Annotated in this window: 21 protein-coding genes and 3 tRNA genes; all 24 read left to right on the top strand. The window is 62.8% G+C overall.

Going from position 1 to position 24,498, the window contains the following annotated elements; genetic code table 11:
* The first annotated feature begins 2 nt into the window (after positions 1–2).
* Positions 3–2,423, top strand: a complete 2,421-nt coding sequence (gene lon / locus KOM00_RS13510) for an endopeptidase La (protein WP_216499461.1) — start codon at positions 3–5, stop codon at positions 2,421–2,423.
* An 88-nt stretch (positions 2,424–2,511) separates the two neighbouring features.
* Positions 2,512–2,787: an HU family DNA-binding protein gene (locus KOM00_RS13505; RefSeq protein ID WP_216499460.1), complete on the top strand. Its 276-nt coding sequence runs from the start codon at positions 2,512–2,514 to the stop codon at positions 2,785–2,787.
* 31 nt (positions 2,788–2,818) lie between these two features.
* Positions 2,819–2,895, top strand: a tRNA-Asp gene (locus tag KOM00_RS13500).
* Between the two features lie 13 nt (positions 2,896–2,908).
* A tRNA-Val gene (locus KOM00_RS13495) sits at positions 2,909–2,984 on the top strand.
* Positions 2,985–3,086: 102 nt separating this feature from the next.
* A tRNA-Asp gene (locus KOM00_RS13490) sits at positions 3,087–3,163 on the top strand.
* A 229-nt stretch (positions 3,164–3,392) separates the two neighbouring features.
* The gene (locus tag KOM00_RS13485) at positions 3,393–4,133 is read left to right on the top strand and encodes a polyprenol monophosphomannose synthase (protein WP_236026947.1); all 741 of its coding nucleotides are present in this window, start codon (positions 3,393–3,395) and stop codon (positions 4,131–4,133) included.
* Entirely contained in the window at positions 4,133–4,318 is a 186-nt protein-coding gene (locus KOM00_RS13480; protein WP_216499459.1) for a hypothetical protein, read from the top strand. Before KOM00_RS13485 ends, KOM00_RS13480 begins: the two co-directional genes overlap by 1 nt.
* Positions 4,319–4,391: 73 nt before the next feature.
* A complete protein-coding gene (locus tag KOM00_RS13475; RefSeq protein WP_216499458.1) occupies positions 4,392–5,597 on the top strand; it encodes a type II secretion system F family protein in 1,206 nt (401 codons plus the stop codon).
* Positions 5,598–5,604: 7 nt separating this feature from the next.
* Positions 5,605–7,326, top strand: coding sequence for a GspE/PulE family protein (locus tag KOM00_RS13470; RefSeq protein WP_216499457.1), 1,722 nt, complete (start codon positions 5,605–5,607; stop codon positions 7,324–7,326).
* Between the two features lie 15 nt (positions 7,327–7,341).
* Positions 7,342–8,250: a type IV pilus biogenesis protein PilM gene (gene pilM, locus KOM00_RS13465; protein ID WP_236026946.1), complete on the top strand. Its 909-nt coding sequence runs from the start codon at positions 7,342–7,344 to the stop codon at positions 8,248–8,250.
* Position 8,251: 1 nt separating this feature from the next.
* Entirely contained in the window at positions 8,252–8,791 is a 540-nt protein-coding gene (locus KOM00_RS13460; RefSeq protein ID WP_216499455.1) for a PilN domain-containing protein, read from the top strand.
* Positions 8,788–9,342 carry a type 4a pilus biogenesis protein PilO gene (pilO, locus tag KOM00_RS13455; RefSeq protein WP_216499454.1) on the top strand — a complete coding sequence of 185 codons (555 nt, stop codon included), beginning with the start codon at positions 8,788–8,790 and terminating at the stop codon, positions 9,340–9,342. The genes KOM00_RS13460 and pilO overlap by 4 nt, the downstream gene beginning before the upstream one ends.
* Positions 9,339–10,001: a type II secretion system protein PulP gene (locus tag KOM00_RS13450; protein ID WP_216499453.1), complete on the top strand. Its 663-nt coding sequence runs from the start codon at positions 9,339–9,341 to the stop codon at positions 9,999–10,001. Before pilO ends, KOM00_RS13450 begins: the two co-directional genes overlap by 4 nt.
* Positions 10,002–10,012: 11 nt before the next feature.
* On the top strand, positions 10,013–12,574 hold the full coding sequence (locus KOM00_RS13445; protein ID WP_216499452.1) for a secretin N-terminal domain-containing protein: 2,562 nt from the start codon (positions 10,013–10,015) through the stop codon (positions 12,572–12,574).
* A 21-nt stretch (positions 12,575–12,595) separates the two neighbouring features.
* Positions 12,596–13,090 (top strand): type II secretion system protein, encoded by a 495-nt coding sequence (locus KOM00_RS13440; protein WP_216499451.1) that lies wholly within the window; start codon positions 12,596–12,598, stop codon positions 13,088–13,090.
* 5 nt (positions 13,091–13,095) lie between these two features.
* Positions 13,096–13,509: a type IV pilin protein gene (locus KOM00_RS13435; protein WP_216499450.1), complete on the top strand. Its 414-nt coding sequence runs from the start codon at positions 13,096–13,098 to the stop codon at positions 13,507–13,509.
* Between the two features lie 19 nt (positions 13,510–13,528).
* Positions 13,529–14,251: a cell division ATP-binding protein FtsE gene (gene ftsE, locus KOM00_RS13430; protein WP_216499449.1), complete on the top strand. Its 723-nt coding sequence runs from the start codon at positions 13,529–13,531 to the stop codon at positions 14,249–14,251.
* Positions 14,238–15,185 (top strand): permease-like cell division protein FtsX, encoded by a 948-nt coding sequence (ftsX, locus tag KOM00_RS13425; RefSeq protein WP_216499448.1) that lies wholly within the window; start codon positions 14,238–14,240, stop codon positions 15,183–15,185. The genes ftsE and ftsX overlap by 14 nt, the downstream gene beginning before the upstream one ends.
* 1 nt (position 15,186) lies before the next feature.
* Positions 15,187–16,386 carry a murein hydrolase activator EnvC family protein gene (locus KOM00_RS13420; protein ID WP_216499447.1) on the top strand — a complete coding sequence of 400 codons (1,200 nt, stop codon included), beginning with the start codon at positions 15,187–15,189 and terminating at the stop codon, positions 16,384–16,386.
* Between the two features lie 34 nt (positions 16,387–16,420).
* Positions 16,421–17,755, top strand: coding sequence for a S41 family peptidase (locus KOM00_RS13415; protein WP_216499446.1), 1,335 nt, complete (start codon positions 16,421–16,423; stop codon positions 17,753–17,755).
* A gap of 173 nt (positions 17,756–17,928) precedes the next feature.
* Positions 17,929–19,266 carry a cohesin domain-containing protein gene (locus KOM00_RS13410; protein ID WP_216499445.1) on the top strand — a complete coding sequence of 446 codons (1,338 nt, stop codon included), beginning with the start codon at positions 17,929–17,931 and terminating at the stop codon, positions 19,264–19,266.
* Between the two features lie 192 nt (positions 19,267–19,458).
* Entirely contained in the window at positions 19,459–20,916 is a 1,458-nt protein-coding gene (gene gabD / locus KOM00_RS13405) for an NADP-dependent succinate-semialdehyde dehydrogenase (RefSeq protein WP_268899000.1), read from the top strand.
* A 78-nt stretch (positions 20,917–20,994) separates the two neighbouring features.
* On the top strand, positions 20,995–21,753 hold the full coding sequence (gene fdhD, locus KOM00_RS13400; protein ID WP_216499444.1) for a formate dehydrogenase accessory sulfurtransferase FdhD: 759 nt from the start codon (positions 20,995–20,997) through the stop codon (positions 21,751–21,753).
* Positions 21,754–21,971: 218 nt separating this feature from the next.
* On the top strand, positions 21,972–24,491 hold the full coding sequence (acnB, locus tag KOM00_RS13395; protein ID WP_216499443.1) for a bifunctional aconitate hydratase 2/2-methylisocitrate dehydratase: 2,520 nt from the start codon (positions 21,972–21,974) through the stop codon (positions 24,489–24,491).
* The last annotated feature ends 7 nt before the right edge of the window (positions 24,492–24,498 follow it).

Below are 24,498 nucleotides of genomic sequence, written 5' to 3'. Positions count from 1 at the left end.
ATATGACTGAAGAAACCAGCAGCAGACGCAAAAAGAGAGGGAATCCGGAAAGGTTCCCTCTCTTTCCTTTACGGGACATAGTGATCTTCCCGCACATGGTGATACCTCTGTTCGTGGGGCGCGAGAAGTCGGTGCTCGCCCTGGAGGCCGCCATGGCCCAGAACGACAAGCTGATCCTGCTCGCCACCCAGAAAAACGCCAAGACCGAGGATCCCGAGCCTGCCGACATCTACACGGTCGGTACGCTCTGCCAGGTGATCCAGCTCCTCAAGCTCCCTGACGGCACGGTCAAGGTGCTGGTGGAGGGGAAAAGGCGCGGCTCCATCGTCGCCTTCAGCGACCGGACCGATTACTTCGAGGTCGAGGTGGAGACCCTCGCCGAGAAGAGCTCCAACGTGACCGAGGTAGAGGCCCTGAAGCGCGGCGTGCTCGCCTCCTTCGAGAGCTACGTCGAGCTGAACAGCTCGGTGCCGGCCGAGATCCTGCAGTCGGTGCAGGTGATCGCCGATGCCTCCCGCATGGCCGACACCATCGCTCCGCACCTGAACCTGAAGGTGGCCCAGAAGCAGGAGCTTCTGGCGGCGGTGCAGCCGGCCCGGCGCATGGAGCGCCTGCTGTCGCTGATGGGGGCCGAGATCGAGATCCTGCAGATCGAGAAGAAGATCCACGCCCGGGTCAAGAAGCAGATGGAGAAGACCCAGAAGGATTACTACCTGAACGAGCAGATCCGCGCCATACAGAAGGAACTGGGGGGCAAGGACGAGTTCAAGCAGGAGCTGAGGAACCTGGAGGCGAAGGCCGCCAAGCTGCCGCTGTCGGCCGAGGCCAAGCAGAAGGTCCAGGGCGAGATCAAGAAGCTGAAGTTTATGTCACCCATGTCCGCCGAGGCGGCTGTGGTGAGAAACTACGTGGACTGGCTCCTGGCGCTCCCCTGGGGCGCCTACGCCGAGGAAAACCGCGACATCCGGCAGGCGCGCGCCCGCCTGGACGGCGACCACTACGGCCTTGAGAAGGTGAAGCAGAGGATCCTGGAGTTCCTGGCGGTGAATGCCCTCGTGCCGGGCATGAAGGGGCCCATCCTCTGCCTGGTCGGCCCTCCCGGCGTCGGCAAGACCTCGCTGGCGCGCTCGGTGGCCAAGGCGACCGGACGCGACTTCGTGAAGATCTCGCTGGGGGGGGTGCGCGATGAGGCCGAGATTCGCGGGCACAGGCGCACCTACGTCGGTGCCATGCCGGGACGCATCATCCAGTCGCTCAAGAAGTGCGGCTCGTCCAACCCCGTATTCCTTTTGGACGAGATCGACAAGATGAGTTCCGATTTCCGTGGGGATCCCGCCTCTGCGCTCCTCGAGGTGCTCGACCCGGAGCAGAACGCCTGCTTCAACGACCATTTTCTCGACCTCGACTACGACCTCTCCAAGGTCATGTTCATCACCACGGCCAACTCCAGCCACTCCATCCCGCGGCCGCTTCTGGACCGCATGGAGGTGGTGCGGCTGGACGGCTACACCGAGCACGAGAAGCTCGCCATCGCCCGCGAGTACCTGATCCCGAAACAGGCCGAGGCCAACGGCTTGGCCGGCAAGGGGGTCACCTTCACCGACCAGTCCCTCCTGGAACTGGTGCGCCGTTACACCCGCGAGGCGGGGGTGAGGAACCTGGAGCGCGAGATCGGCTCGGTCTGCCGCAAGATCGCCTTCGCACTGGCCGAAGGGGGGAAGCTGCGCCGTACCGTGCAGCCCAAGCAGATCGCCGGCTACCTCGGGCCTCCCCGCTACAAGTACGGGGAGATCGCGCAGGAGGACGCCATCGGCCTCGTGACCGGCCTGGCCTGGACCGAGGTGGGGGGGGAACTCCTCAATATCGAGGTGGTCTCGCTGCCGGGCAAGGGTAAGCTCACCGTGACCGGCAAGCTGGGCGAGGTGATGCAAGAGTCGGCCCAGGCCGCCATGACCTATGTCCGCTCGCGCGGGGAGCTCCTGGGGTTCGCCAAGGACTTCTACCAGCACCTCGACATCCACATCCACGTCCCGGAAGGGGCGATCCCGAAGGACGGCCCCTCGGCCGGTATCGCCATGGCCTGCGCGCTCACCTCTGCGCTCACCAGGAGGCCGGTGCGGCGCGACATCGCCATGACCGGCGAGGTCACCCTGCGCGGCACCGTGCTCCCCATAGGGGGGCTGAAGGAGAAGCTCCTCGCAGCGGGGCGGGGCGGTATCCGCACCGTGCTGATACCGAAGGAGAACGAAAAGGACCTGGCCGAGGTTCCCAAGGAGATCCTGGCCGGGCTCACCGTGCACCCGGTTGCCCACATGGACGAGGTGCTCGGCCACGCACTGCTGGCCCCGGTCGGCATCCCTGCCGCCGCTCTCTACGCCGATGCGGCGCAAAAAGGAACCGAGGCGTCTGTGGTTCCGCACTAGAAAAAAAATTAGAAAAAAGGTTGACACCCCGAACGATGCTCTGGTATATAGTGTCTTCACTTTTGCGATGCATACCTAGGAGGAGCTAATGAACAAGGCAGAATTGGTAAGCGCCATTGCCGAAGAAGCACAGTTGACGAAGGTTGATGCTGACAAGGCTCTCACTGGGATTCTTGATGCACTCACCAACTGCCTCGCCGCCGGCGACAAGCTCACCCTGGTCGGCTTCGGCACCTTCAGCGTCGCCGAGCGCGCCGCCCGCACCGGTCAGAACCCGCAGACCGGTAAGAAGATCGAGATCGCGGCTTCCACCGCTCCGAAATTCAAGCCGGGCAACACCCTGAAGGAACTGATCAACGCTTAACAAGGTCCCGGTCTCCGGGATCAGTAGATGCGGGGTTGTAGCTCAGTTGGTTAGAGTGCCAGCCTGTCACGCTGGAAGTCGCGGGTTCGAGCCCCGTCAACCCCGCCATATAAAATTTAATGGGTGAATAGCTCAGCTGGGAGAGCGCCAGCCTTACAAGCTGGATGTCGGGGGTTCGATCCCCTCTTCACCCACCACAAGACAAGTTCTACGTTCTAGGTTCTAAGTTCTACGTCTTAGTGCTGGTTTAAACGTAGAACTTAGAACGTAGAACCGATTCTCAACCGGTTTATAAGTTGGGGGTTGTAGCTCAGTTGGTTAGAGTGCCAGCCTGTCACGCTGGAAGTCGCGGGTTCGAGCCCCGTCAACCCCGCCATCAAAAGGAAAGGCCGCCAAGTCAGGCGGCCTTTCCTTTTTTCATTCCGCGCCCTTGGTCGGGGGGGGCTCCCGCCGCACCTCCCGCCTTTGCCGCGATCCCTTTAGCTTGACTTGCCCGATGAAAATCATTTATCCTCTGCGAGGTCCACTTTCGGGACGTTCAACTCCCCAAGCGGCCCTGATTTTGCGGTTTTAGCCGTTCAATGTAAACGGAAAGCGAGCCCCCCTTGAAACCCATCAAGCCTATCGTGGTGATCCCCACCTACAACGAAAGAGACAACCTGGAAAAACTGGTCGGGCAGGTTCTGGCCCTGAACCCCGCGCTGGAGCTCTTGGTGGTGGACGACAACTCCCCCGACGGCACCGGCGAGCTCGCCGAGCGCCTGGCCGCGGAAACGGGGCGGGTCTCCGTTTTGCACCGCAGCGGCAAGCTCGGCCTTGGCTCCGCTTATCGCCAGGGGTTCGCCAAGGCGCTTGCCATGGGGGCCGACCTCGTGGTGCAGATGGACGCGGATTTCTCCCACGACCCGGCCATGATCCCCTACTTCTTCGAGGAAACCCGCAATGCCGACCTGGTGATCGGTTCGCGCTACCTGAACGGGGTGAGCGTGGTGAACTGGCCGCTGCGCCGGCTCATGCTGAGCTACTTCGCCAGCGTCTATACCAGGGTGATCACCGGGCTCACCATCTCCGACTGCACCAGCGGTTTCAAGTGCTTCCGCGCCGAGACGCTCAAGGCCATCGACCTCACCAACATCCGCTCGGACGGCTACTCCTTCCAGATCGAGATGAACTACCGCTGCAAGGAGAAGGGGTTCCGCATCAGCGAGGTCCCCATCATCTTCATCGACCGTCATGCCGGCACCTCGAAGATGTCCAAAAAGATCGTGCGCGAGGCGGTGCTCATGGTCTGGAAACTCAAGCTGGGGTCGCTGCTGCGCGCGGTGCTCCCCAAGGGGAGGGACTGATGGCCTCGACGCTATGGTCGATCGTCTGCGTAAGCGGGATCTGGGGCTTCGTGATCTGCACCGTTTTCTTCATCCTGCGCGCCTTTCCGGCCCGGGACCGTTTCGAGGGGAAAGCGGCCCTCAGGTGGGGGGCAGGGGTGCTTCTGTTCTTCGTCGTCTGGATCCTCGGCATGATGCAGGCCTGACGCCGTCGTAGACAGTATCTGCTCCCCTTTTAGAGTTTTAATTCTCTCATATTTGTGGTACTCATAGTGTCTTATGCCCCTTTATACCTGTAAAATAGGATCTTCCGACGGCCGAATCCTCACCAAGGAACTGGATTCTGTCAGTGAGGCTCTGCTGCGTCAGAGTCTGGAGGAACAGGGGTATGCGGTATTCGAGGTCCGCAAGAAGCCGTTCCAGTTCCTGCTGGAGTCCGGTATCGGCCGGAAGAAGATCGGCAACAAGGAACTGCTGCTCTTCAACCAGGAACTCCTGGTGCTCCTGAAGGCGGGTCTTCCCATCATCCAGGCCCTCGACACCATCCTCGAGTCCGGGACCGGGAAGCTGAACGAGATCCTTAACGCCGTCAGGGAGGACATCAAGGGAGGACTCGCGCTGTCAGCCGCCCTCGAGAAGTACCCGAGGGTCTTCCCGCAGCTCTACATCGCCTCGATCCGTGCCGGCGAGCGTACCGGCGATCTGCCGCAGACCATCAGGCGCTACATCGCCTTCCTGAAGAGGACCGAGGGGTTCCGCGGCAAGATCATCGGCGCCATGTTCTACCCGGCCATTCTCGTTTCGGTCGCCTTCGTGGCCATCACCGTGCTCCTGATCTACGTTGTGCCGACCTTCAGCACGATCTACGCCGATTCCGGCAACGCACTGCCGGTGCCGACCCAGATGCTGATCAACTTCACCGTGTTCCTGCGCCATTACCTGCTCGTTTTCGTGGCGCTCATCTTCGGTGCGGTGACCATCTTCAAACGTTGGAAGGAGAGCGAGTCCGGGCGCTACACCGTGGACGGCATGAAAATCAAAACCCCTTTGGTCGGGACTGTGGTCGTTCGCTACGCGCTGGCCGGCTTCACCCGGACCCTCGCCACGGTCCTCGGCTCCGGTATCCCGATCGTGGAGGCGATGCGGATGTCGGTTGGGACCTTGAACAACAAGGTGCTGGAGCGCGGCCTGCTCATGGCCGTGCACCGGGTCGAGGAGGGGAGCAAGCTTTCCACGGCGCTGGAGAACATGAAGCTCCTCCCCCCCCTGGCGCTGCGCATGCTCTCGGTGGGCGAGACCACCGGCGCCCTCGAGGAGATGCTCGGGGACATCTCGGACTACTTCGAGGACGAGATCGAGAGGAGTCTCCAGGTGCTGACCACCGCGATCGAACCCGCCATCATGATCGTCATGGGGGTGGTCATCGGCACCATCATCATCACCATGTACCTGCCGATCTTCAAGATCGCCAGCACCGTTACCTAGAGGGAACATGCTGAAGCCGTTCAAAAGACAAAGGCTGGGCGACATCCTCCTGGAGCAGGGTGAACTTACCAACGACCAGCTCGCCTATGCTCTGGACAAGCAGCAGAGCACCAAGGAGCGCCTGGGCGTCATCTGCCTCGCCGACGGGCTGATCACTGACGTCGCCCTGGCGCAGGCCCTGGCGCAGCAGTTCGGGCTGGAATTCGTCGACCTGAAAGGGGTGCGCCCGGACGAGTCGCTGTTCAACATCGTCCCGCCCGAGGTGATGTTCCGCTACCACTTCGTCCCCCTGGAACTGCAGGGAGACCTCCTGGTGGTGGCCATTTCCGACCCGACCGCCGTGCTGCAGCTGGACGAGATGGCCCTGCTCCTGGAGCGGCCGCTTACATACAAGGTGGCGGCGGACTCGGAGATCGCCCAGCATCTGAAGCGGGGCGAGGGGACCAGCCGGGTGCTCAAAGAGGTCTCCGAAGACTTCATGCTGCAGCTGGTGACCGAGACCGAGAAGGGGGAGGAGGTCCTCTCCGTCGAGAACGTCTCCGCCGACACCAGCCCGATCATCAAGCTGGTCAACTCCACCATCCTCGACGCCCTGACCCGGCGCGCCTCCGATATCCACATCGAGACCGCCCAGGAAGGGGTCGTCATCAAGTACCGCATCGACGGCGTGCTCTACAAGGCAACCGACCCGATCGACAACCATTTCCAGGGTCCACTCATCTCCAGGCTCAAGGTCATGAGCGAACTGGACATCTCGGAGCGGCGCATCCCGCAGGACGGCAGGTTCAAGGTCAGGATCGGCGCCAAGTCCATCGACTTCCGCGTCTCGATCATGCCCAGCGCCTTCGGCGAGGATGCCGTCATCCGTATCCTCGACAAGGAGAGCATCGCCAGCGACCTCAGGGGGCTCACCCTGGAGACGCTCGGCATGGCGTCCCACGAGATCAAGCGCTTCCGCAAGATGATCAAGGAACCCTACGGCATGGTGCTGGTGACCGGCCCCACCGGTTCCGGCAAGACCACCACGCTCTACGGCGCGCTCACCGAGATCCACACCGGCCTCGAGAAGATCATCACCATCGAGGACCCGGTCGAGTACGTCCTCTCCGGCATCACGCAGATCCCGGTCAACGAGAAGAAGGGGCTCACCTTCGCCCGCGGCCTGCGCTCGATCCTGCGCCACGACCCGGACAAGATCATGGTCGGCGAGATCCGCGACTCGGAAACCGCCCAGATCGCCGTGCAGTCTGCTCTCACCGGTCACCTGGTGTTCACGACCGTGCACGCCAACAACGTCTTCGACGTGATCGGGCGCTTCACGCACATGGGGATCGACCCGTACAACTTCGTCGCCTGCCTCAACTGCGTCATGGCGCAGCGCCTGGTCCGCAAGATCTGCCCCTCCTGCAAGAAGGCGGTTGCCGTCTCCGACGACGAGCTGCGCGAGTGCGCCATCGACCCGGAGCGCGCCCGCGGCCTGACCCTGTACGAGGCCCGCGGCTGCGACGACTGCAACGGTACCGGCTACCGGGGGCGTTCCGCCATCGTGGAACTCCTCGATCTCAACGACGAGATACGGGAGCTGATCATCTCCAAGGCCCCGATCGCCGCCCTCAAGAAGGCCGCCAAGGCGGCGGGGACCATGTTCCTCAGGGAATCGGCCGTGGCCAAGGTGCTGGCCGGCGAGACGACGCTTAAGGAAATCAACCGTGTCACCTTTGTGGAGTAGGTGCCAGATATGCTAATGTCCAGGAAAAGTCTCGGGCTGGAACTCTCCGCCGCCGGGTTCAGTTTCGCCCTGGTCGGCGGCGGCAAGACCCCCCTGGTCGAGGCGGGGCTGTCGCTGCCGTTTGCGCCGGGGCTTTTGGCCCTCTCGCGCCGCGACCCCAACGTCACCGATGCGAAGGCCTTCGTGGCCGCGCTCAGGGAGGCGCACCTGCGCCTATTGACCAAGGAGCGCAGCGTCTGCGTTTCCCTGCCGGACGCGGTGGGGCGCGTGGTGCTCCTCGACCTGGAGGCGCGCTTCAAGAACCGCGAAGAGGGGCTGGACGTGATCCGCTGGAAGCTCAAGAAAAGCCTCCCCTTCGAGATCGGCGCGGTTCATCTGGACTACCAGACCCTGGAGGAGAAGGAAAACGGCGCCGTGTCGCTTCTGGTGTCGCTGATCTCCCGTCCGGTGGTGCAACAGTACGAGGACCTCATCAACGAGGCGGGGCTGGAGCCCAAGCTGATCGATTTCACCTCCTTCAACCTGTACCGCCTGTTCGCCCCCAGGCTCGAACTCTCCGAGGACGGCGCCTTCGTCACCTTCTACCAGGGGGCGATGACGGTGCTGATCTTCAACGGCGGCGTGCTCGGCTTCTACCGCACCAAGGAGGGTGTGGCGGACGTGCAGAACCTGTTCCGCGAGGTGAACAGCTCCTTCCTGGTCTACCGGGACCAGAACCCCGGCCAGAACGTGGGCGAGGTCTTCTGTGCCGCCTCTCCCGGCGATGCCGAGTCCTTCCGCGCCTTGGTGGCGGAGGCGAGCGGTCTGGAGCCGGTGCTGCTCGACCCGGAGCGCCTGCTCCGGCAGGGCTCCACGCTGGGACTGGACCGGCCTGGGCTGCACGCGTTGGCCGGCGCCGTCGGCGCCGCGCTGAGGAGCCTGTGATATGAAACTGACCATCAACCTGGCCACCAAGCGCTACGTAAACCTGCGCCAGCTCAACACCGTGCTGACCGCATGTTTCGCGATCATGGCGCTGTTCCTTGTGTACCTGGTGCGCGAGGTGGCCAACAACCAGGTCGAGATCAACAAGATCAAGAGCCAGAGCGCCGCGGCGAGCCGCGGTCCCGCCGGCGCCCCTCCCGTCCCGGCGGAGCAGATGCGGGAGCTGGACGGCAAGATCGCCTTCGCCAACGCCCTGATCGACCGCAAGACCGTCAACTGGATCTCCCTGCTGGACAAGCTCGAACAGGTGGTGCCGGCAGGTGTGGCGCTGAACCAGGTCGAACCGACGGCGCAGGACCCCCAGGTGATCAAGCTTACCGGCATGGCCCTCAACTTCGACAACCTGCGCGTCCTGCTGGAGAACATGGAGAGGTCCCCCAGCTTCTCGGAGGTGTACCTCTTGAGCCAGAGCGATCGCAAGGTGGGCACCACCCAGCAGGGGTACAGCTTCACCCTCTCGTGCAAGGTGAGCTATCGATGAACTTCCAGACGCTACTCGACATGTTCGCCGCCAGGCGCAAATCGTTCACCTTCCTGGGGTTCCTGGCGCTGCTTGCCCTGGGGATCCAACTCTACCTCTCCGGGTACCAGCGGCCCCAACTGGAGCAGGTCCAGACGGAGTGGTTCGCCAAGCGCGGCGCCATGGCCAGGGGGGAGACGGAGGCCGACGCCACCAGGTACCAGCGCGGTGTGCGCGACCTGGACGAATTCAAGAAGCGCTTCATCCCCAAGAAGGACTTCGCCAGGGTGCTGAGCCGGCTGTACGATACCGCCAAGAGCAATTCCCTGGCCCTGCAGGGGATCACCTACAAGCCGGGCAAGAAGAACAAGGCAACCCAGATCATGACCTACGACGTCTCCTTCACCGTGGCGGGCAAGTACTCGGCGGTGAAGAGCTTTCTGGCCGACCTCGTGCGCTACCCGGATATGGTGACCGTCGACAGCATCTCCCTCAGTAACCAGAGCATGACCCAGGAGAGCGTGAACCTGAAGATTCAGACCACGGTCTACCTGCTTACGGAGGGGGCATGAACCGCCAGAAACTTGCACTTTTTCTGCTGCTGGTCGTGCTGACAGGGGCCATCGTCTACGCGGTGGTACGCTCCCCCAGGCAGCAGCAGGTGGTCACCCTGAAGAACCAGCCGGGTGCCAGGGCGACCGTGCTCCGGAAACAGAGCCCCGCTGCACCCAAGGCGGCCGCTCCGTCCGCCACGGGCGTGGTGCACCTCGACCAGCTGCAGCGCGAAATGCCGGCGTCCGGCGGCTTCAGGCGCAACATCTTCTCGCCGCTTTACAAAGACGAGAGCAAGCAGATGGCTCTCAAGCTGCCGCCGCCGCCACCGCCACCCAAGAAACTGCCCCCCCTCCCGCAACCGCTGCCGACGGCGCAGGTAACTCCTCCCCCTCCTCCTCCGCCGACCCAGGAGCAGTTGGATGATGCCGAACTCGGCAAGTTCGTGTTCCTGGGCTTCCTCAAGAAGGGGGCCGAGAGGACCGTGTTCCTCTCCAAGGGAGGCGAGATCTTCCTCGCCAAGAAGGGAGGCCAGGTGGGCCCGAGGTTCCAGGTCTCAAACGTGACCGATGATGCCATCACCATCAAGTCGATCCAGACCGACCGGCAGCTGGTGATTCCGCTGGTAGAAAACAGGTCGCTCAGCATGCGCCGCACCAGTACCAGTCCCAGGCCTTAAGGAGCAACTTCATGCATAGACTAAGATCGATCTCAACCCTGATGCTGCTGACCCTGGCCCTTTCCGGCTGCGCGGCCGGGCGCACCGCTTTTAGTAAGGCAGAGCAGCTCGAGCGCGAGGGGAACCTGGACGCCGCGCTGGTGAAGTATGCCGAGGTCGCGGCCAAGCACCCCGAGGTAGGGGAATACCGGGTGAAGCTTCTGAACATCACCCAGGCGGCCGGCAAGGTGCATTTCAAGAAGGGTGAGGCGTTCTTCGAGAAGAAGAATTACGACGAGGCCTTAAGGGAGTTCCAGACCGCCTACGCCATGGACCCGACCTACGTCGAGGCGAAGAGCCGTGCGGACCAGACGCTCAAGCTGAGAAACGCCCAGACCTACCTCCAGGAGGGGGCGGACTTCGAGAGGGACCACAAGCTGCGCGAGGCGATGACCTCCTACCAGCACGTGCTCCAGTTCGAGCCCTCCAACAAGACGGCCAAGGAGGGGCTGGACCGCATCCTGGCCGGCAAGAAGCAGAAGCTGGACGGCTTCGAGCTGAACCTGAAGTCGACCAAGCCGATCACGCTGAAGTTCAAGGACGCCAAGCTCAAGGACATCTTCAACATCCTGACCCAGCTTTCCGGGATCAACTTCGTCTTCGATGACGGGGTAAAGGACGTCAACGTCTCGCTGCACCTGGAAAACGGGAGCTTCCAGCAGGCCATGGAACTCCTGACCGGGATGCAGAAGCTGGACAAGAAGGTGCTGAACGAGAGCACCATCATCATCTATCCCAAGACCCCGGACAAGATCAAGCAGTACGAGGAACTCTTCGTCCAGACCTTCTACCTGAACAAGCTCGATGCCAAGAAGGCGGTGAACCTGGTGCGCACCATGCTCCAGGTGAAGAAGATCTACGTGAACGAGGAAGCCAACGCCCTGGTGATCCGCGACACCCCCGAAGTGGTGGAGGTCGCGCGCAAGATCCTGGAGGCCAATGACGTTCCCGACGCCGAGGTGCTCCTCGATGTCGAGGTCTTCGAGCTTTCCAAGGCGGGTACCGAGACCTTCGGCCTTGCCCTCTCCAGCTATGCCGCCTCCCTCGGGGTGACCGGGCCCCAGGGTAAGTTCCTCTCCGATGCCCTGAGCACCACCACGACAACGTCGACCACCTCTGGCACCACCACTACGGCCGCCGACGTCAGCAACCTGCTCAACGTTTTCAAGATGAGGGGGTACAACGGCTACCTCACCGTGCCCAACGCCACCTTCAACTTCGGTAAGACGCTCTCCAACGGCGAGACGCTTTCCAATCCGAAGATCAGGGTGAAGAACCGCGAGAAGGCGAAGTTCAACGTCGGCACCAGGGTGCCGATCACGACCACCTCTTCCACCTCCACCGGCACGAGCGTCAACGTCCAGTACGTGGACGTCGGGGTGAAGGTGAACGCTGAGCCGACCATACAGTTGAACAACGAGGTCTCCATCAAGCTCGGCCTCGAGGTGAGCTCCATCCTCGGTCGGGAGAAGGTCGGCACCGACCAGGCCACCACGGTGGTCACCATCGGGACCAGAAACCTCGACACGGTTCTGTCCTTGAAGGACGGCGAGACCAGCATAATCGGCGGCTTGATGCAAAAGAACGACACCGACAGCAAGAAAAAGGTGTTCCTGCTGGGAGACATCCCCGTGCTCGGCAACCTCTTCTCCAACACCGGCAAGTCGAATGACAAAAGCGAACTGTTGCTGGCCATCACGCCGAGGATCGTGCGTGGCGTGACGGTGCCCGACAGCGATGTGGCGGCCTTCTGGTCCGGTCGCGAGGACGAGCCCTCCACCAACAAGCCGTACCAGTCCTTCATCGAGCCCGAGTTTGCCGACACCGCTGCTCCGGCCAAGGCAGCGCCCGCCAAGGCGGCTCCGGTTAAAAGGATCGCCCCGGCTCCGGTCGCCCCGGCTCCGGTCGCTGCCGCTCCGGTCGCTGCCGCTCCGGTCGCTGCCGCTCCTGGCGCAGAGGATGGGATCGCACCGGGTGCCCCGGCACCGGCAAGCGCCGCCGGGGGCGAAGCCGCTGTCGAAGTTCCCGCTGAACAAGGCGCGGAAGCTGCCGCAAACGCTGCCGCCGCTGCCGCCGCCGCTGCCGCGGCCAAGGAACCGCCCAAGCCCACCGTCTCGCCGGTCCCTCTGGAGAAGGCCCTGCTCGCCCTCAGCCTCCCTTCTTCGGTGAAGCTGAACGACCAGTTCGCGGTGCAGATAAACGTTTCCGGGATAATGGACCTTGAGAAGGCGGTGTTCGTGCTGAGTTACGATCCCAAGATCCTCGAGGTGGTGGCACAGACCGAAGGGCCGCTCCTCAAGGAGACCGGAAAGCCGTCGACCTTCCAAGCCTTCGCCGACAAGAAGAAGGGGGAGCTCTGGATGTCCGGCAGCAGGAGCGAGGGGGGACTCGGCAACGGCATGCTGGCCCAGGTCACCTTCAAGGCGATCGGGCAGGGGAGCACGCCCCTTTCCTTCTCCAACACCAGCTTCACGAAGAAAGGGGGCGAGCAGATCGCCGTGACCCCATTCAAGTCAGTAGTGGAGGTAAAGTAGCCCCTCCGGGCTGTCGCCGCGATGTGGAAGATCCTTAGAGATAAACGGGGGCTCAGCCTGATCGAGATGGTGGTGACCATGGTCATCCTCACCCTGCTCGCCTCGCTGATCGTCCCGTCGGCCCAGATGGCCGCCAAGCGGACCAAGGAACTCGAGCTCAGAAGGAACCTGCGCGAGATCAGGACCGCCATAGACGAGTACAAGAAAAACTACGACAAGGCGCTGTCGGACCAGAAAACGGTGCAGGTGCTCAACGCCACCGGTTACCCCAAGAAGCTGGGAGTGCTGGTGGAGGGGGACGATTTCGGCGGGCTGGTCAAGGAAAAGAAGAAGTTCCTGCGCCGCATTCCCAAGGACCCCTTCTTCAAGGGCGAAGGGGATGACAATACCGGGTGGGGGCTGCGTTCCCATGCCGACGAGTTCGACAGCACCAAGTGGGGAGGCGAGGACGTCTTCGACGTCCATTCCCTGAGCGACGGCGTCGCCATAGACGGTACGAAATACAAGGACTGGTGAACCTCATGTTGAAGAGGATAGTGAAGAGTCAGCGGGGATTTACGCTGATAGAGCTGATGATAGTGGTGACCATCATCGGCATTCTCGCGGCGATCAGCGCTCCCAATTACCAGTGGGGCATCATCAGGGCCCGCGAGGCGGTGTTGCGGGAAGACCTGTACACCATGCGCTCCACCATCGACCAGTACTACGCGGACCAGGGGAAGTACCCCGAGACACTGCAGGAACTCGTCGACAACAAGAACAGGTACCTCAGGGAGATACCCAAGGATCCCTTCACCAAGTCCAAGGACACCTGGGTAGTCACCGCGCCTCCCGCTACCGACACCCCCTCCGAGGGGGCGACCGGTGGGGTCTACGACGTGCACAGCGGTTCCGCGCTGGTCGGCAGCGACGGCAAGCCGTACAACGAATGGTAGTTACGAGGCTTACAAACCCATGATCCAAATGCATAACGTTTTCTTGTCGTACCAGCCGGAGTCGAGCGCGCTGTCCGACATAAACCTCAAGATCCCCAAAGGGGATTTTGTTTTTTTGACCGGGCAGTCGGGGGCGGGGAAGTCCACGCTCCTCAAACTGATCTACGCTGACCTGACCCCCACCCGGGGGCAGGTGCTGATCGACGGGGTCAACCTGACCCGGCTCTCCCGCTCGCAGGTTCCCCTGCTGCGTCGCTCCATCGGGGTGGTGTTCCAGGACTACAAGCTGCTCCCGAACCGGACCGTGCTGGAGAACGTGGCCATCACCCTGGAAGTGCTGGGATGGGGCAAGCGCGACATCGGCAAGAAGGTCTACCACATCCTGAAAAGAATGGGGATCGAGGACAAGATCAACGCGACGCCTCTGAGACTTTCCGGCGGCGAGCAGCAGCGAGTGGCGCTGGCGCGCGCCCTCGTGAACGATCCGAAGATCCTGGTGGCGGACGAGCCGACCGGCAACCTGGACGACGAGAACAAGGAGGCGATCCTCTCCATCTTCAAGGAGGCCAACAACCGCGGCACCACCGTGGTGGTGGCGACCCACGACCGCCGCGTGATCGAGAACTCACACCGCAGGGTGATCAGGCTCGACAAGGGGGCCATCGTCGATACGCCCGATCTTTTCGTGGGGCAGGCGGCAACCGAGGCCACCATGCTGGAGGTGCCCGATGTCCAAGAATAACAAGGGTGCGGTTCGCCCCAAGCTTGAGCAGGAAGGTTTCTTCGGCAGGCTCTCCTATTTCACCAGCCGCGCCTTCGCGAACCTGCGCCAGAACGTCTTCGTCAGCGCCGTTACGGTGGGAACCATCGCGCTGGCGCTTCTGATCGCCTCGCTTTTTCTCCTGGTCTACGTGAACCTGGATGGGATGGCGGAGGGGTGGAGCGACAAGGTGCAGGTGACCGCCTATTTCGACCAGGAACCGGCGCCGCTCGCGGTCGCCGCGCTGAAGGGGAGGGTGCAGGCGATTCCCGGCACTTCCAAGGTGCTCTTCGTGAGCCAGGCCGAGGCCGAGAAGAGGCTGAGAAGCCGCCTGAAGGGCCAGGAGTCTCTCCTCGAGGGGATCACGCCGGACGTCCTCCCCGCCTCGCTGGAGATCAGGCTGGACCGCGAACACCGCGACACCGACTCCGTGGCCGCCTACGTGAAGAAGCTGAAGCAGATCCAGGGGATCAGCGAGGTGCAGTACGGCGAGGAGTGGGTGAAGCGCTTCAACTCCTTCATGAACCTGTTCCGGCTCATGGGGGCGCTCCTCGGGAGCTTCCTGACCATCACCGTGCTCTTCATCGTCTCCAACACCATAAAGCTGACCATCTACGCCAGGAAGGACGAACTGGAACTCCTGGGGCTGGTCGGTGCGACCCGCTTCTTCATCAAGGCACCCTTCCTGATCGAGGGGGTCCTGCAGGGGGCCGCCGGGGCGGTGATTTCGCTTCTGGCGCTTTTGGGGTGCTACTTCGCCTTCCTGAAAAACGCCGGCGACTTCCTCGGCATCAACCCGGCTTCGGCGGGGCTCTCCTTCCTCCCCGCCACGCACCTGGCCGGGGTGGTCCTCGGGGGGGTGCTGCTCGGGTTCATCGGCAGCGCGACCTCGCTCAAGAGGTTCATAAACGTCTAGCATGCGCCATCTTACCGCCACAATCCTGCTCGTCCTCGCCCTCCTGGCACCCGCGCTTTGCCGCGCCGGCGCCAATGAGGAGCTGCAGAACATCAAGAAGCAGATCAAGGAGAAGAACCGGCTCATCTCCAAGACCCAGAAGGTGGAGACCAAGGTCTCGGGTGAGTTGGTGCAGATCCAGAAGTCGCTTGCCGAAAAGCAGTCGAACCTGGCCGCCCTGGGGCGCGACCTCGCCGGCGTCGAGAAGGGGATCGACCAGACCCACGACGACATCGAGCGCGAGCGGCAGGAGGCCGAGCGCAAGAAGGCGCAGATCAACCGCCGCGTGGCCGCGCTCTACAAGGGGGGCGACACCGGCAACCTGCGCGTCTTCTTCTCCTCGGAGTCCTTCCCGCAGATGAGCGAGAACCTGCGCTACATGCGCAGCATCCTCGCCAACGACAAGAAGCTGTTCCAGCAGTACAACGAAAACCTGGAGCGGCTGAACCGGCTCAAGGAACGCCTGGAGCAGGAGGCGGTCAAGAAGGAGGGGCTGCGGCGTTCCATCGAGGCGAAGAAGCGCGAGATCGAGCAGGAAAAGAGCCGCAAGGCGACCTACCTGGTCAAGGTGCGCCAGGACAAGCAAAGCTACCTCGCCTCGCTCAAAGAGCTGCAGGCCAACGCCAGCCGCCTGCAAAGCATGATTCAAAGGCTTGAAGCCAAAAGTAGAAAAGCGTATAGTTCCAAAGGTCGTCCCGGCAAGGGGAGCGAACCGGCCCGCCCCGGCGTGACCGCCAAGGCCACCCCGGTTCCCAACCAGGGGCTGGGTGCCCAGAAAGGGCGGCTCTCGCTGCCGGTACGCGGCAATGTCATCGACCGTTTCGGAAGGCATAAGCACCCAGAGTTTGATTCCTTTACTGTCAGTAACGGGATCTCAGTGGCAGCCCCCGCCGGTAGCGCCATCCATGCAATATATGACGGCGAAGTGATTTTTGCCGACTATTTCAAAGGCTATGGTAATATGATCATCGTCGATCATGGCGACGGGTTCTTCAGTCTCTACGCCCACGCTTCGTCCATAGCCAAAAGGGTCGGTTCGAAGGTGTCCAAAAACGACGTACTTGCCAGCGTGGGCGATGTCGACTCGACCAAGGGACCCATGCTCTATTTCGAGATCAGATACCAGGGGAAACCGGTAGATCCTTCCCCCTGGTTCAGATAAGCAGGGCATCGCAAGAAAAATCCAGGGAGGCAAAATGTTCAAGGGTAGCAAGTTCAAGAAGACAACCCTGTTTGTCACTACCGTTTCACTGCTGACGCTCGTCATAGCGTTCGGCGTGCAACGCAGATGTGCCGCCCAGGGGGGCGGCAGCGACTACCAGTCCATCGAGCTGTTCACCGACGTGCTCGCCATAGTGAAGAAGAGTTACGTCGAGGAAGTGGACACCAAGAAGCTCGTCTACGGCGCCATCAACGGCATGCTCACCTCGCTCGACCCGCACAGCTCCTTCATGCCCCCCGAGACCTACAAGGAGATGAAGATCGACACCAAGGGCGCCTTCGGCGGCCTCGGCATCGAGATCACCGTCAAGGAAGGGATCCTGACCGTCATCTCCCCGATCGAGGACACCCCGGCCTTCCGTGCGGGCATCAAGGCGGGCGACCAGATCCTGAAGATCGACGACAAGTTCACCAAGGACCTCACCATAACCGATGCGGTGAAGAGGATGCGCGGCGTGAAGGGGACCAAGGTCACCCTGACCATCATGCGCGAAGGGTTCGATAAGACCAAGGACTTCGTCCTGGAGCGCGACATCATCCAGGTCAAGAGCGTGAAGTTCAAGGTCCTCGACGACGGTTACGGTTACGTCCGGATCGCCCAGTTCCAGGAGAAGACCGATGACGACCTGGAGAAGGCGCTGCAGGCCCTGCAGGCCGACAAGAAGCAGCTCCGGGGGCTGGTGCTGGACCTCAGGAACGATCCCGGCGGGCTTCTCGATCAGGCGGTCCGCGTCTGCGAGCACTTCGTCCCCGAAGGGAAGCTGATCGTTTACACCGAGGGGCGCGAGAAGGACTCCCAGATGCGTTTCACCTCGAGGAAGAGCCACAAGCAGGGTGAATACCCCATCGTGGTGCTGATCAACAGCGGTTCGGCCTCCGCCTCCGAGATCGTGGCCGGCTGCCTGCAGGACCACAAGCGCGCGGTCATCATGGGCACCCAGAGCTTTGGCAAGGGTAGCGTGCAGACCATCATCCCGCTCTCCGACAACTCGGGCCTGAGGCTCACCACCGCCCGCTACTTCACCCCGAGCGGCCGCTCCATCCAGGCCAAGGGGATCACCCCGGACATCGTGGCCGAGCGCGTGGAGATCGCCGCGACAGGCGAGAAGCGCGAAGGGATGCACATCCGCGAGAAGGACCTCGAGAACCATTTCGAAGGGGACAAGAAGGACGAGCAGGACGAGAAGAAGGCTAAGCCGGCTCCCTACAAGACCGACGAGATGATCAAGAGCGACTCGCAGGTGCTGCGCGCCCTCGACCTCCTCAAGGGGTGGGACATCCTGAAGAGCATGGGAAAACTCCCCTCCTAAGGGAGGCGGGTTTTCGTGCGGAACAGTAAAGGCGAGGGGTGGCCGGGCGGCCACCCCTTTTCCTTTTACAGGTCGACCTTGTCACGAGGGGCTTGCTTGACAGCCCCCGGGGGGGTCAGTAAAGTAAACCGGTCCGTTCCTGCTGTTTTATCCCCCCAGGCATAGAGGTCATCATGATCAGGCAGAGTCACTGTCCCTGGTATAGGCTGCTTTTTTTCCTCTTGCTGGTCCTGCCGGCTACCGCCTTTGCCTTGCCCACCCTTTCCATATCCTCGCCCGGATCCGATGGCGTCTTCCTCCTACGCGGCGACCAGATGGACGGCGTCGCAGGTCTCGACCTCAGCATCGGCTACGATTCCGCCACGCTCTCCAACCCGCGGGTCACCATGGGGAATATGGTGCAGGGGATGATGAGCGCAGCCAACCCCGGAAACCCCATCAGGTTGGCCATCGTCGGCACGCGCGGGCTCACCGGCAGCGGCATCATCGCCAGCGTCGCCTTCGACCGGACCGGCAGCTCACCCGGCGTCATCACCCTGGTCGCCGGCACGCTTATCGATGCCGGCGGCAAGAAGGTCGCCATGGCGCAGCCCGTCATCGTCAACCCCTCGGCCGTGGTCGGCGCAGCCGACGGCGGCACCGGCGCAGCGCAGCCCGGGGAAGAGGCAAGAAGTGGCACCCCTTCGGGAGGTGCCGCGCTCCCGATCGCGGTGCAGCGCCCGTTGCCGGTCGGGGGGACCGTGACCATGCCCGGCCAGGAGACCGCAACCGGCCAGGCGGACGTGCCGGCCAAAGAGACGCCCGCGCGGATCGATGCTCCCTTGTCCCAAGAGGGGGCGCCGGCCGTGAAGAAGCGGCTGCGCACCAAAAATGCGCAACTGGAAGGGGAGGAGGCGCCGCTGGACCGGGGAGAGACCCCGCCTCCTCCAGAGCAGGAGACTCCGGCAGCCGAGGCCAGCGCGCCGCAGCCCCAGGTGACCCAGCCGGTTGCCGTCACCAGCGTCCTCGACCGTTTCAAGGCTTTCCAGGGGGAGCGCACCCCGGCAAACCTGATCGCCCTGTTTCGTCAGGACGCCCCCGTTCCCTTCCGGCAACTCCCGCCGGTCGCCCTTGCCGACGGCAAGGCAACGGTGACGCTGGTGATCGGCATGGTGACCGGCGAGGCGACTCCCAGCTTCACCTTCAGCGGATGCACCTACGTCGCGCACCGACGGACCGAGGCCGGCTGGGAGATTCAAGCCCGGCCGAAGCGTGATGTGGTAACGGCCGACATCACGATGCTCTACGGTGGGCTGCGGCAACAGATGCCGTTGGCGGTGGCCCCGAGGGCGTCATTGGTGTCCGGGATGACGCGGCCGGTGAAGGAGGCAGATTTCGAGCGTTTCCTGAAGGATCGGGGAACGCCGTCCCGCCCGCGCTTCGATCTCAACAAAGACGGCCGCCGCGATTACGTAGACGACTACATCTATGCCGTCAACTACCTGGTGCGGACCGGGCTGCAGGTGCCTTGAGCGCTGTACCATGATGGCCACTGTGAGCGGCGAGGTGCCCTCCTCGACGTACAGTCGGGGGGGCATTGTCATAGGTAGTTCCCTCCCGGGGCGCGGAGGGGGAGGGTGGGCAGGTTTCTGTTGCTGCAGAGGTGGCTATGGGGTATACACAACGTCTGCCGCGGATTGGATAACTTTTGACGGGAGGAGCAGATGCTGATTCTCAAGGACAAAAGTCTTTTCCAGCAGCTTTGCTTTATCAACGGCGCCTGGGGCGGGGCCGATAGCGGCGATACCGTCGACGTCATCAACCCGGCCACCGGAGAAAAGCTGGGCACCGTTCCCAAGATGGGAGGCGCCGAGACCCGCCGCGCCATCGAGGCGGCCCATGCCGCGTTGCCGGCCTGGCGCGCCAGGACTGCCCAGGAACGCTCTGTGATCGTAAGGCGGTGGTCCGAACTGCTTCTGGAGCATCAGGACGACCTCGCCGTGCTGATGACCGCGGAGCAGGGAAAGCCGCTTGCCGAGGCCCGCGGCGAGACGGTGTATGCCGCCTCGTTCCTGGAATGGTTCGCCGAGGAGGGGAAGAGGATCTACGGTGATGTCATCCCTTCGCATCAAAATGACAAGCGCATCGTGGTCCTCAAGGAGCCGGTTGGTGTCTGCGTCGCCATCACCCCCTGGAATTTCCCCTCCGCAATGATCACCAGGAAGGCTGCACCCGCGCTTGCCGCAGGCTGTACCATGGTGGTGAAGCCTGCCACCGCGACCCCATATTCGGCGCTGGCCCTGGCCGAGTTGGCGCGGCGAGCGGAAGTGCCGGCGGGGGTGTTCTCGGTGATCACCGGCTCCGCTGCCAGCATCGGCGGGGAGATGACCGCCAACCCGCTGGTCCGCAAACTCACCTTTACCGGCTCCACCGACGTCGGCAAGAAGCTGATGGCGCAGTGCGCGGGGACGGTCAAGAAGGTGTCTCTTGAACTCGGCGGCAACGCACCCTTCATCGTCTTCGACGACGCCGACCTGGATGCCGCCGTCGAGGGTGCGGTCATTTCCAAGTATCGCAACGCCGGTCAGACCTGTGTCTGCTCGAACCGGTTCCTGGTGCAGGACGGCATCCATGACCGCTTCGCCGAAAGGCTTACGCAGGCCGTCGCCGGGTTGAAGGTGGGGGACGGGCTGAAGGGTGAGACCCAGCAGGGGCCGCTCATCGACATGGCTGCGGTGGAGAAAGTCGAGGAGCACATCGCTGACGCCGTTGCCAAGGGGGCGCGGGTCGTTATCGGCGGCAAGCGGCATGCGCTGGGAGGTTCCTTCTTCGAGCCGACCGTGCTCACCGGCGTGACGCCCGACATGCTGCTCGCCAGGGAAGAGACCTTCGGTCCTGTGGCACCGCTGTTTCGGTTCCATACCGAGGAGGAGGCGATCCAACTGGCGAACGCCACGGAGTTCGGCCTGGCCGCCTACTTCTACAGCCGCGACATGGCGCGGGTCTGGAGGGTGGCCGAAGCGGTGGAGTACGGCATCGTCGGCATCAACACCGGCCTCATCTCCACCGCGGTTGCTCCCTTTGGCGGCATGAAGGAGTCCGGCGTCGGCCGGGAAGGTTCCAAGTACGGCATCGATGAGTTCCTGGAAGTGAAGTACCTTTGCATCGGCGGTATAACGTAGGGGCGAATAGTCATTCGCCCGCTTTTGACCGGGCAGGGGACCGATGATCGCTGGGCAGAGAGGATAAGCAGGTAGACCATGACAGAAGTCACCACCTACAACGACGGAAAGGTGCTGCGCGGCGAGGTCGACGTGGTGCGGGAATTCCCCCTGGTACTGCGGGTCAACGACCGGGAGATCGTGACCCTGGTCGCCTCGCCTCACGACCTGCGCTTTTTGGTGGCCGGTTTCCTGCGGCTCCAGGGGTTCGTCTCCCGTGCCGACGATTTCCTGGTGCTGAGCGTTTGCAACGATTACGGCATCGCCAACGTCCGCATCAAGGGAGAGGTGCCACAGGAACTGAAGCCGGTGCTCACCTCCGGATGCGGCACCGGCATCACGTTTTCCCTGCCGCAAGCCGGCGGCAAGCTGCCTGCTGCCGTGCGTGAGCAGGTTCCGGTCGCGGCGATCTTCGAGCTGATGAAGCAACTGGCGCTTTGCTCGACCAAGTATAAAAGCCACGGCGGCGTCCACTCCGCGGCCGTCGGCGATGCCGCTGGCAGGTTGCTCTTGCACGCTGAGGACATCGGCAGGCACAACACGGTCGATCGCCTGGCGGGAGAGGCCTTGCTCAGGGAGATGCCTCTCTCCGGCACCACCATGGCCACCTCGGGACGCGTTTCCGCAGAGATGGCCACAAAGGCGGCGCAGCTTGGCGTCGCTGTCATCGTTTCCCGCACCTCGCCCACCGATATGGCCATCCGCATCTGCGAGGAGGCCGGCATTACCCTGGTCGGTTACCTGCGCGGGACCAGGTTCACCGCCTACACTCACCAGGAATACATTTTATTTCCTTAATATCCCCCCCTTTGTCACAGTCGACCACCTCCACTGACTGCAGATAAAACGCCACAGTAACAGCTCTTTCCGGGAGAAACTGCCCCATTTTATTGGTGCTTTCAACAATTGACAAAACAGGGTAAAAATTGTATACAGTATCCGTTCAAATGAAGCACCGGCTGACAGAAGAATTTTGATAACTTCCGTAAATAGCTGCACATTATCTAGGAGGAATCATGATCGAAGCGTACTTGAAGCAAGAGGCAGAAAGAAAGGCACTTGGGATTCCTGCGAAGCCGCTCGACCCTGAGCAGACCGCGGATCTTTGCAAACTGTTGGAAGCGCCGCCGGCAGGCAAGGAGGAGTTCCTGCTCCACCTCCTGAAGGAAAGGGTTTCCCCGGGCGTCGACCCGGCCGCCGAGGTGAAGTCAGGCTTCCTGGCCGCCATCCTCTCCGGTGCGAAGAAGTCCCCGCTGGTCTCCAAGAAAGACGCGGTCCAGATCCTGGGCACCATGCTGGGCGGCTACAACGTGGCCCCGCTGGTGGCAGCCCTGAAGGACGCCGAAGTTGCCGACGAGGCCGTCAAGGCTCTCTGCGGCACCACCCTCGTGTACGACGCCTTCGATGACGTCCTCGCGCTCTCCAAGACTAACGCCGGCGCCAAGAAGGTCCTCGATTCCTGGGCCAACGCCGAGTGGTTCACCTCCAAGCCGGGCCTGCCGGAGACCGTGAAGGTTAAGGTCTACAAGGTCGAGGGCGAGATCAACACCGACGACTTCTCCCCGGCGGGCGACGCCTGGAGCCGTCCGGACATCCCGCTGCATGCGCTCGCCATGGGCAAGACCCGCTTCCCCGACGGCAACGCCACCATCGCCAAGTTCAGGGCCGAAGGGTTCCAGGTCGCTTTCGTGGGCGACGTCGTCGGTACCGGTTCCTCCCGTAAATCCGCCTGCAACAGCGTGCTCTGGCACATCGGCCAGGACATCCCGGCCGTTCCCAACAAGCGTCGCGACGGCATCATCATCGGCGGCGTCATCGCCCCGATCTTCTTCAACACCGCGCAGGACTCCGGCGCGTTCCCGATCAAGACCGACGTGACCAAGATGAAGACCGGCGACGTCATCGTGATCAACTCCAAGAAGGGCGAGGTCACCACCGAGGGGGGCGAGGTTCTCTCCACCTTCACCGTGGCCCCGAACACCCTGTTCGACGAGTTCCGCGCCGGCGGCCGCATCCCGCTGATCATCGGCCGCGCCCTCACCGACCGCGCCAGGAAGGCCCTCGGCCTCGCGCCGACCGACGTCTTCACCCTGCCGGTCAACCCGGTTGCCAAGCCGGGCCAGGGGTACTCCCTGGCACAGAAGATGGTCGGTCAGGCCTGCGGCGTCACCGGCGTCCTGCCGGGCACCGCGTGCGAGCCGAAGATGACCACCGTCGGTTCCCAGGACACCACCGGCCCCATGACCGCCGACGAACTGAAAGAACTCGCCTGCCTGAAGTTCCAGGCGCCGATGTTCATGCAGTCCTTCTGCCACACCGCAGCCTATCCGAAGCCGGCCGACGTCAAGATGCACAAGACCCTGCCGCAGTTCATCATCGAGCGCGGCGGCGTGCCCCTGAAGCCGGGCGACGGCGTCATCCACTCCTGGCTTAACCGTCTCCTCGTGCCGGACACCGTCGGTACCGGCGGCGACTCCCACACCCGTTTCCCGATCGGCATCTCCTTCCCGGCGGGTTCCGGCCTGGTCGCCTTCGCGGGCGCCCTCGGCTTCATGCCGCTGGACATGCCTGAGTCGGTACTGGTCCGCTTCAAGGGCAAGTTCAACCCGGGCATCACCCTGCGCGACGCGGTGAACGCGATCCCGTTCTGGGCCATCAAGCAGGGGCTCCTCACCGTGCCCAAGAAGAACAAGGTCAACATCTTCAACGGCCGCATCCTCGAGATGGAAGGCCTTCCGGAGCTCTCCGTCGAGCAGGCCTTCGAGCTGACCGACGCCGCCGCCGAGCGTAGTGCAGCAGCCGGCTGCATCAAGCTTTCCGAGCAGTCGGTAGCCACCTACCTCCGTTCCAATGTGGCCCTCATGAAGCAGATGATCGCCGACGGCTACCAGGACGCCCAGACCCTGCAGAACCGCATCGACGCGGTGAACGAGTGGCTGAAGGCTCCGAAGCTCCTCGAAGCAGACGCCAACGCCGAGTACGCCGCGGTCATCGAGATCGATCTCGCCGAGATCACCGAGCCGATCCTCGCCTGCCCGAACGATCCGGACGACGTCAAGCTCCTCTCCGAGGTTGCCGGCACCCCGATCCAGGACGTGTTCCTCGGTTCCTGCATGACCAACATCGGTCACTTCCGCGCTGCCGGCGAGATCTGGAGGGGGCAGAAGTTCAACCCCAACGTCCGCACCTGGATCTGCCCGCCGACCCGCATGGATCAGGCTAAGCTCAAAGACGAGGCTTACTTCTCCGTCTACAGCGCCATGGGCGCACGCGTCGAGATCGCCGGCTGCTCGCTCTGCATGGGTAATCAGGCACGCGTGCCCGACGGTGTGAACATGTTCTCCACCTCGACCCGTAACTTCGACGACAGGATCGGCAATGGCGCCAAGGTGTTCCTGGGCTCCGCAGAGCTCGGTGCCGTCACCGTGAACCTGGGCAAGCTCCCGACCCCGGCCGAGTACCTGGCCGTGTACAAGGAGAAGGTCGAGCCGAACAAGGCCAACGTGTACAAGTACCTCCAGTTCGACGAGATGTAATCGGACT

This window comes from Geomonas diazotrophica (genome assembly GCF_018919385.1).
Lineage (GTDB): Bacteria > Desulfobacterota > Desulfuromonadia > Geobacterales > Geobacteraceae > Geomonas > Geomonas diazotrophica.
Note: the sequence above shows the minus strand (reverse complement) of the source record. Positions and strands in the feature narration are given on the sequence as shown.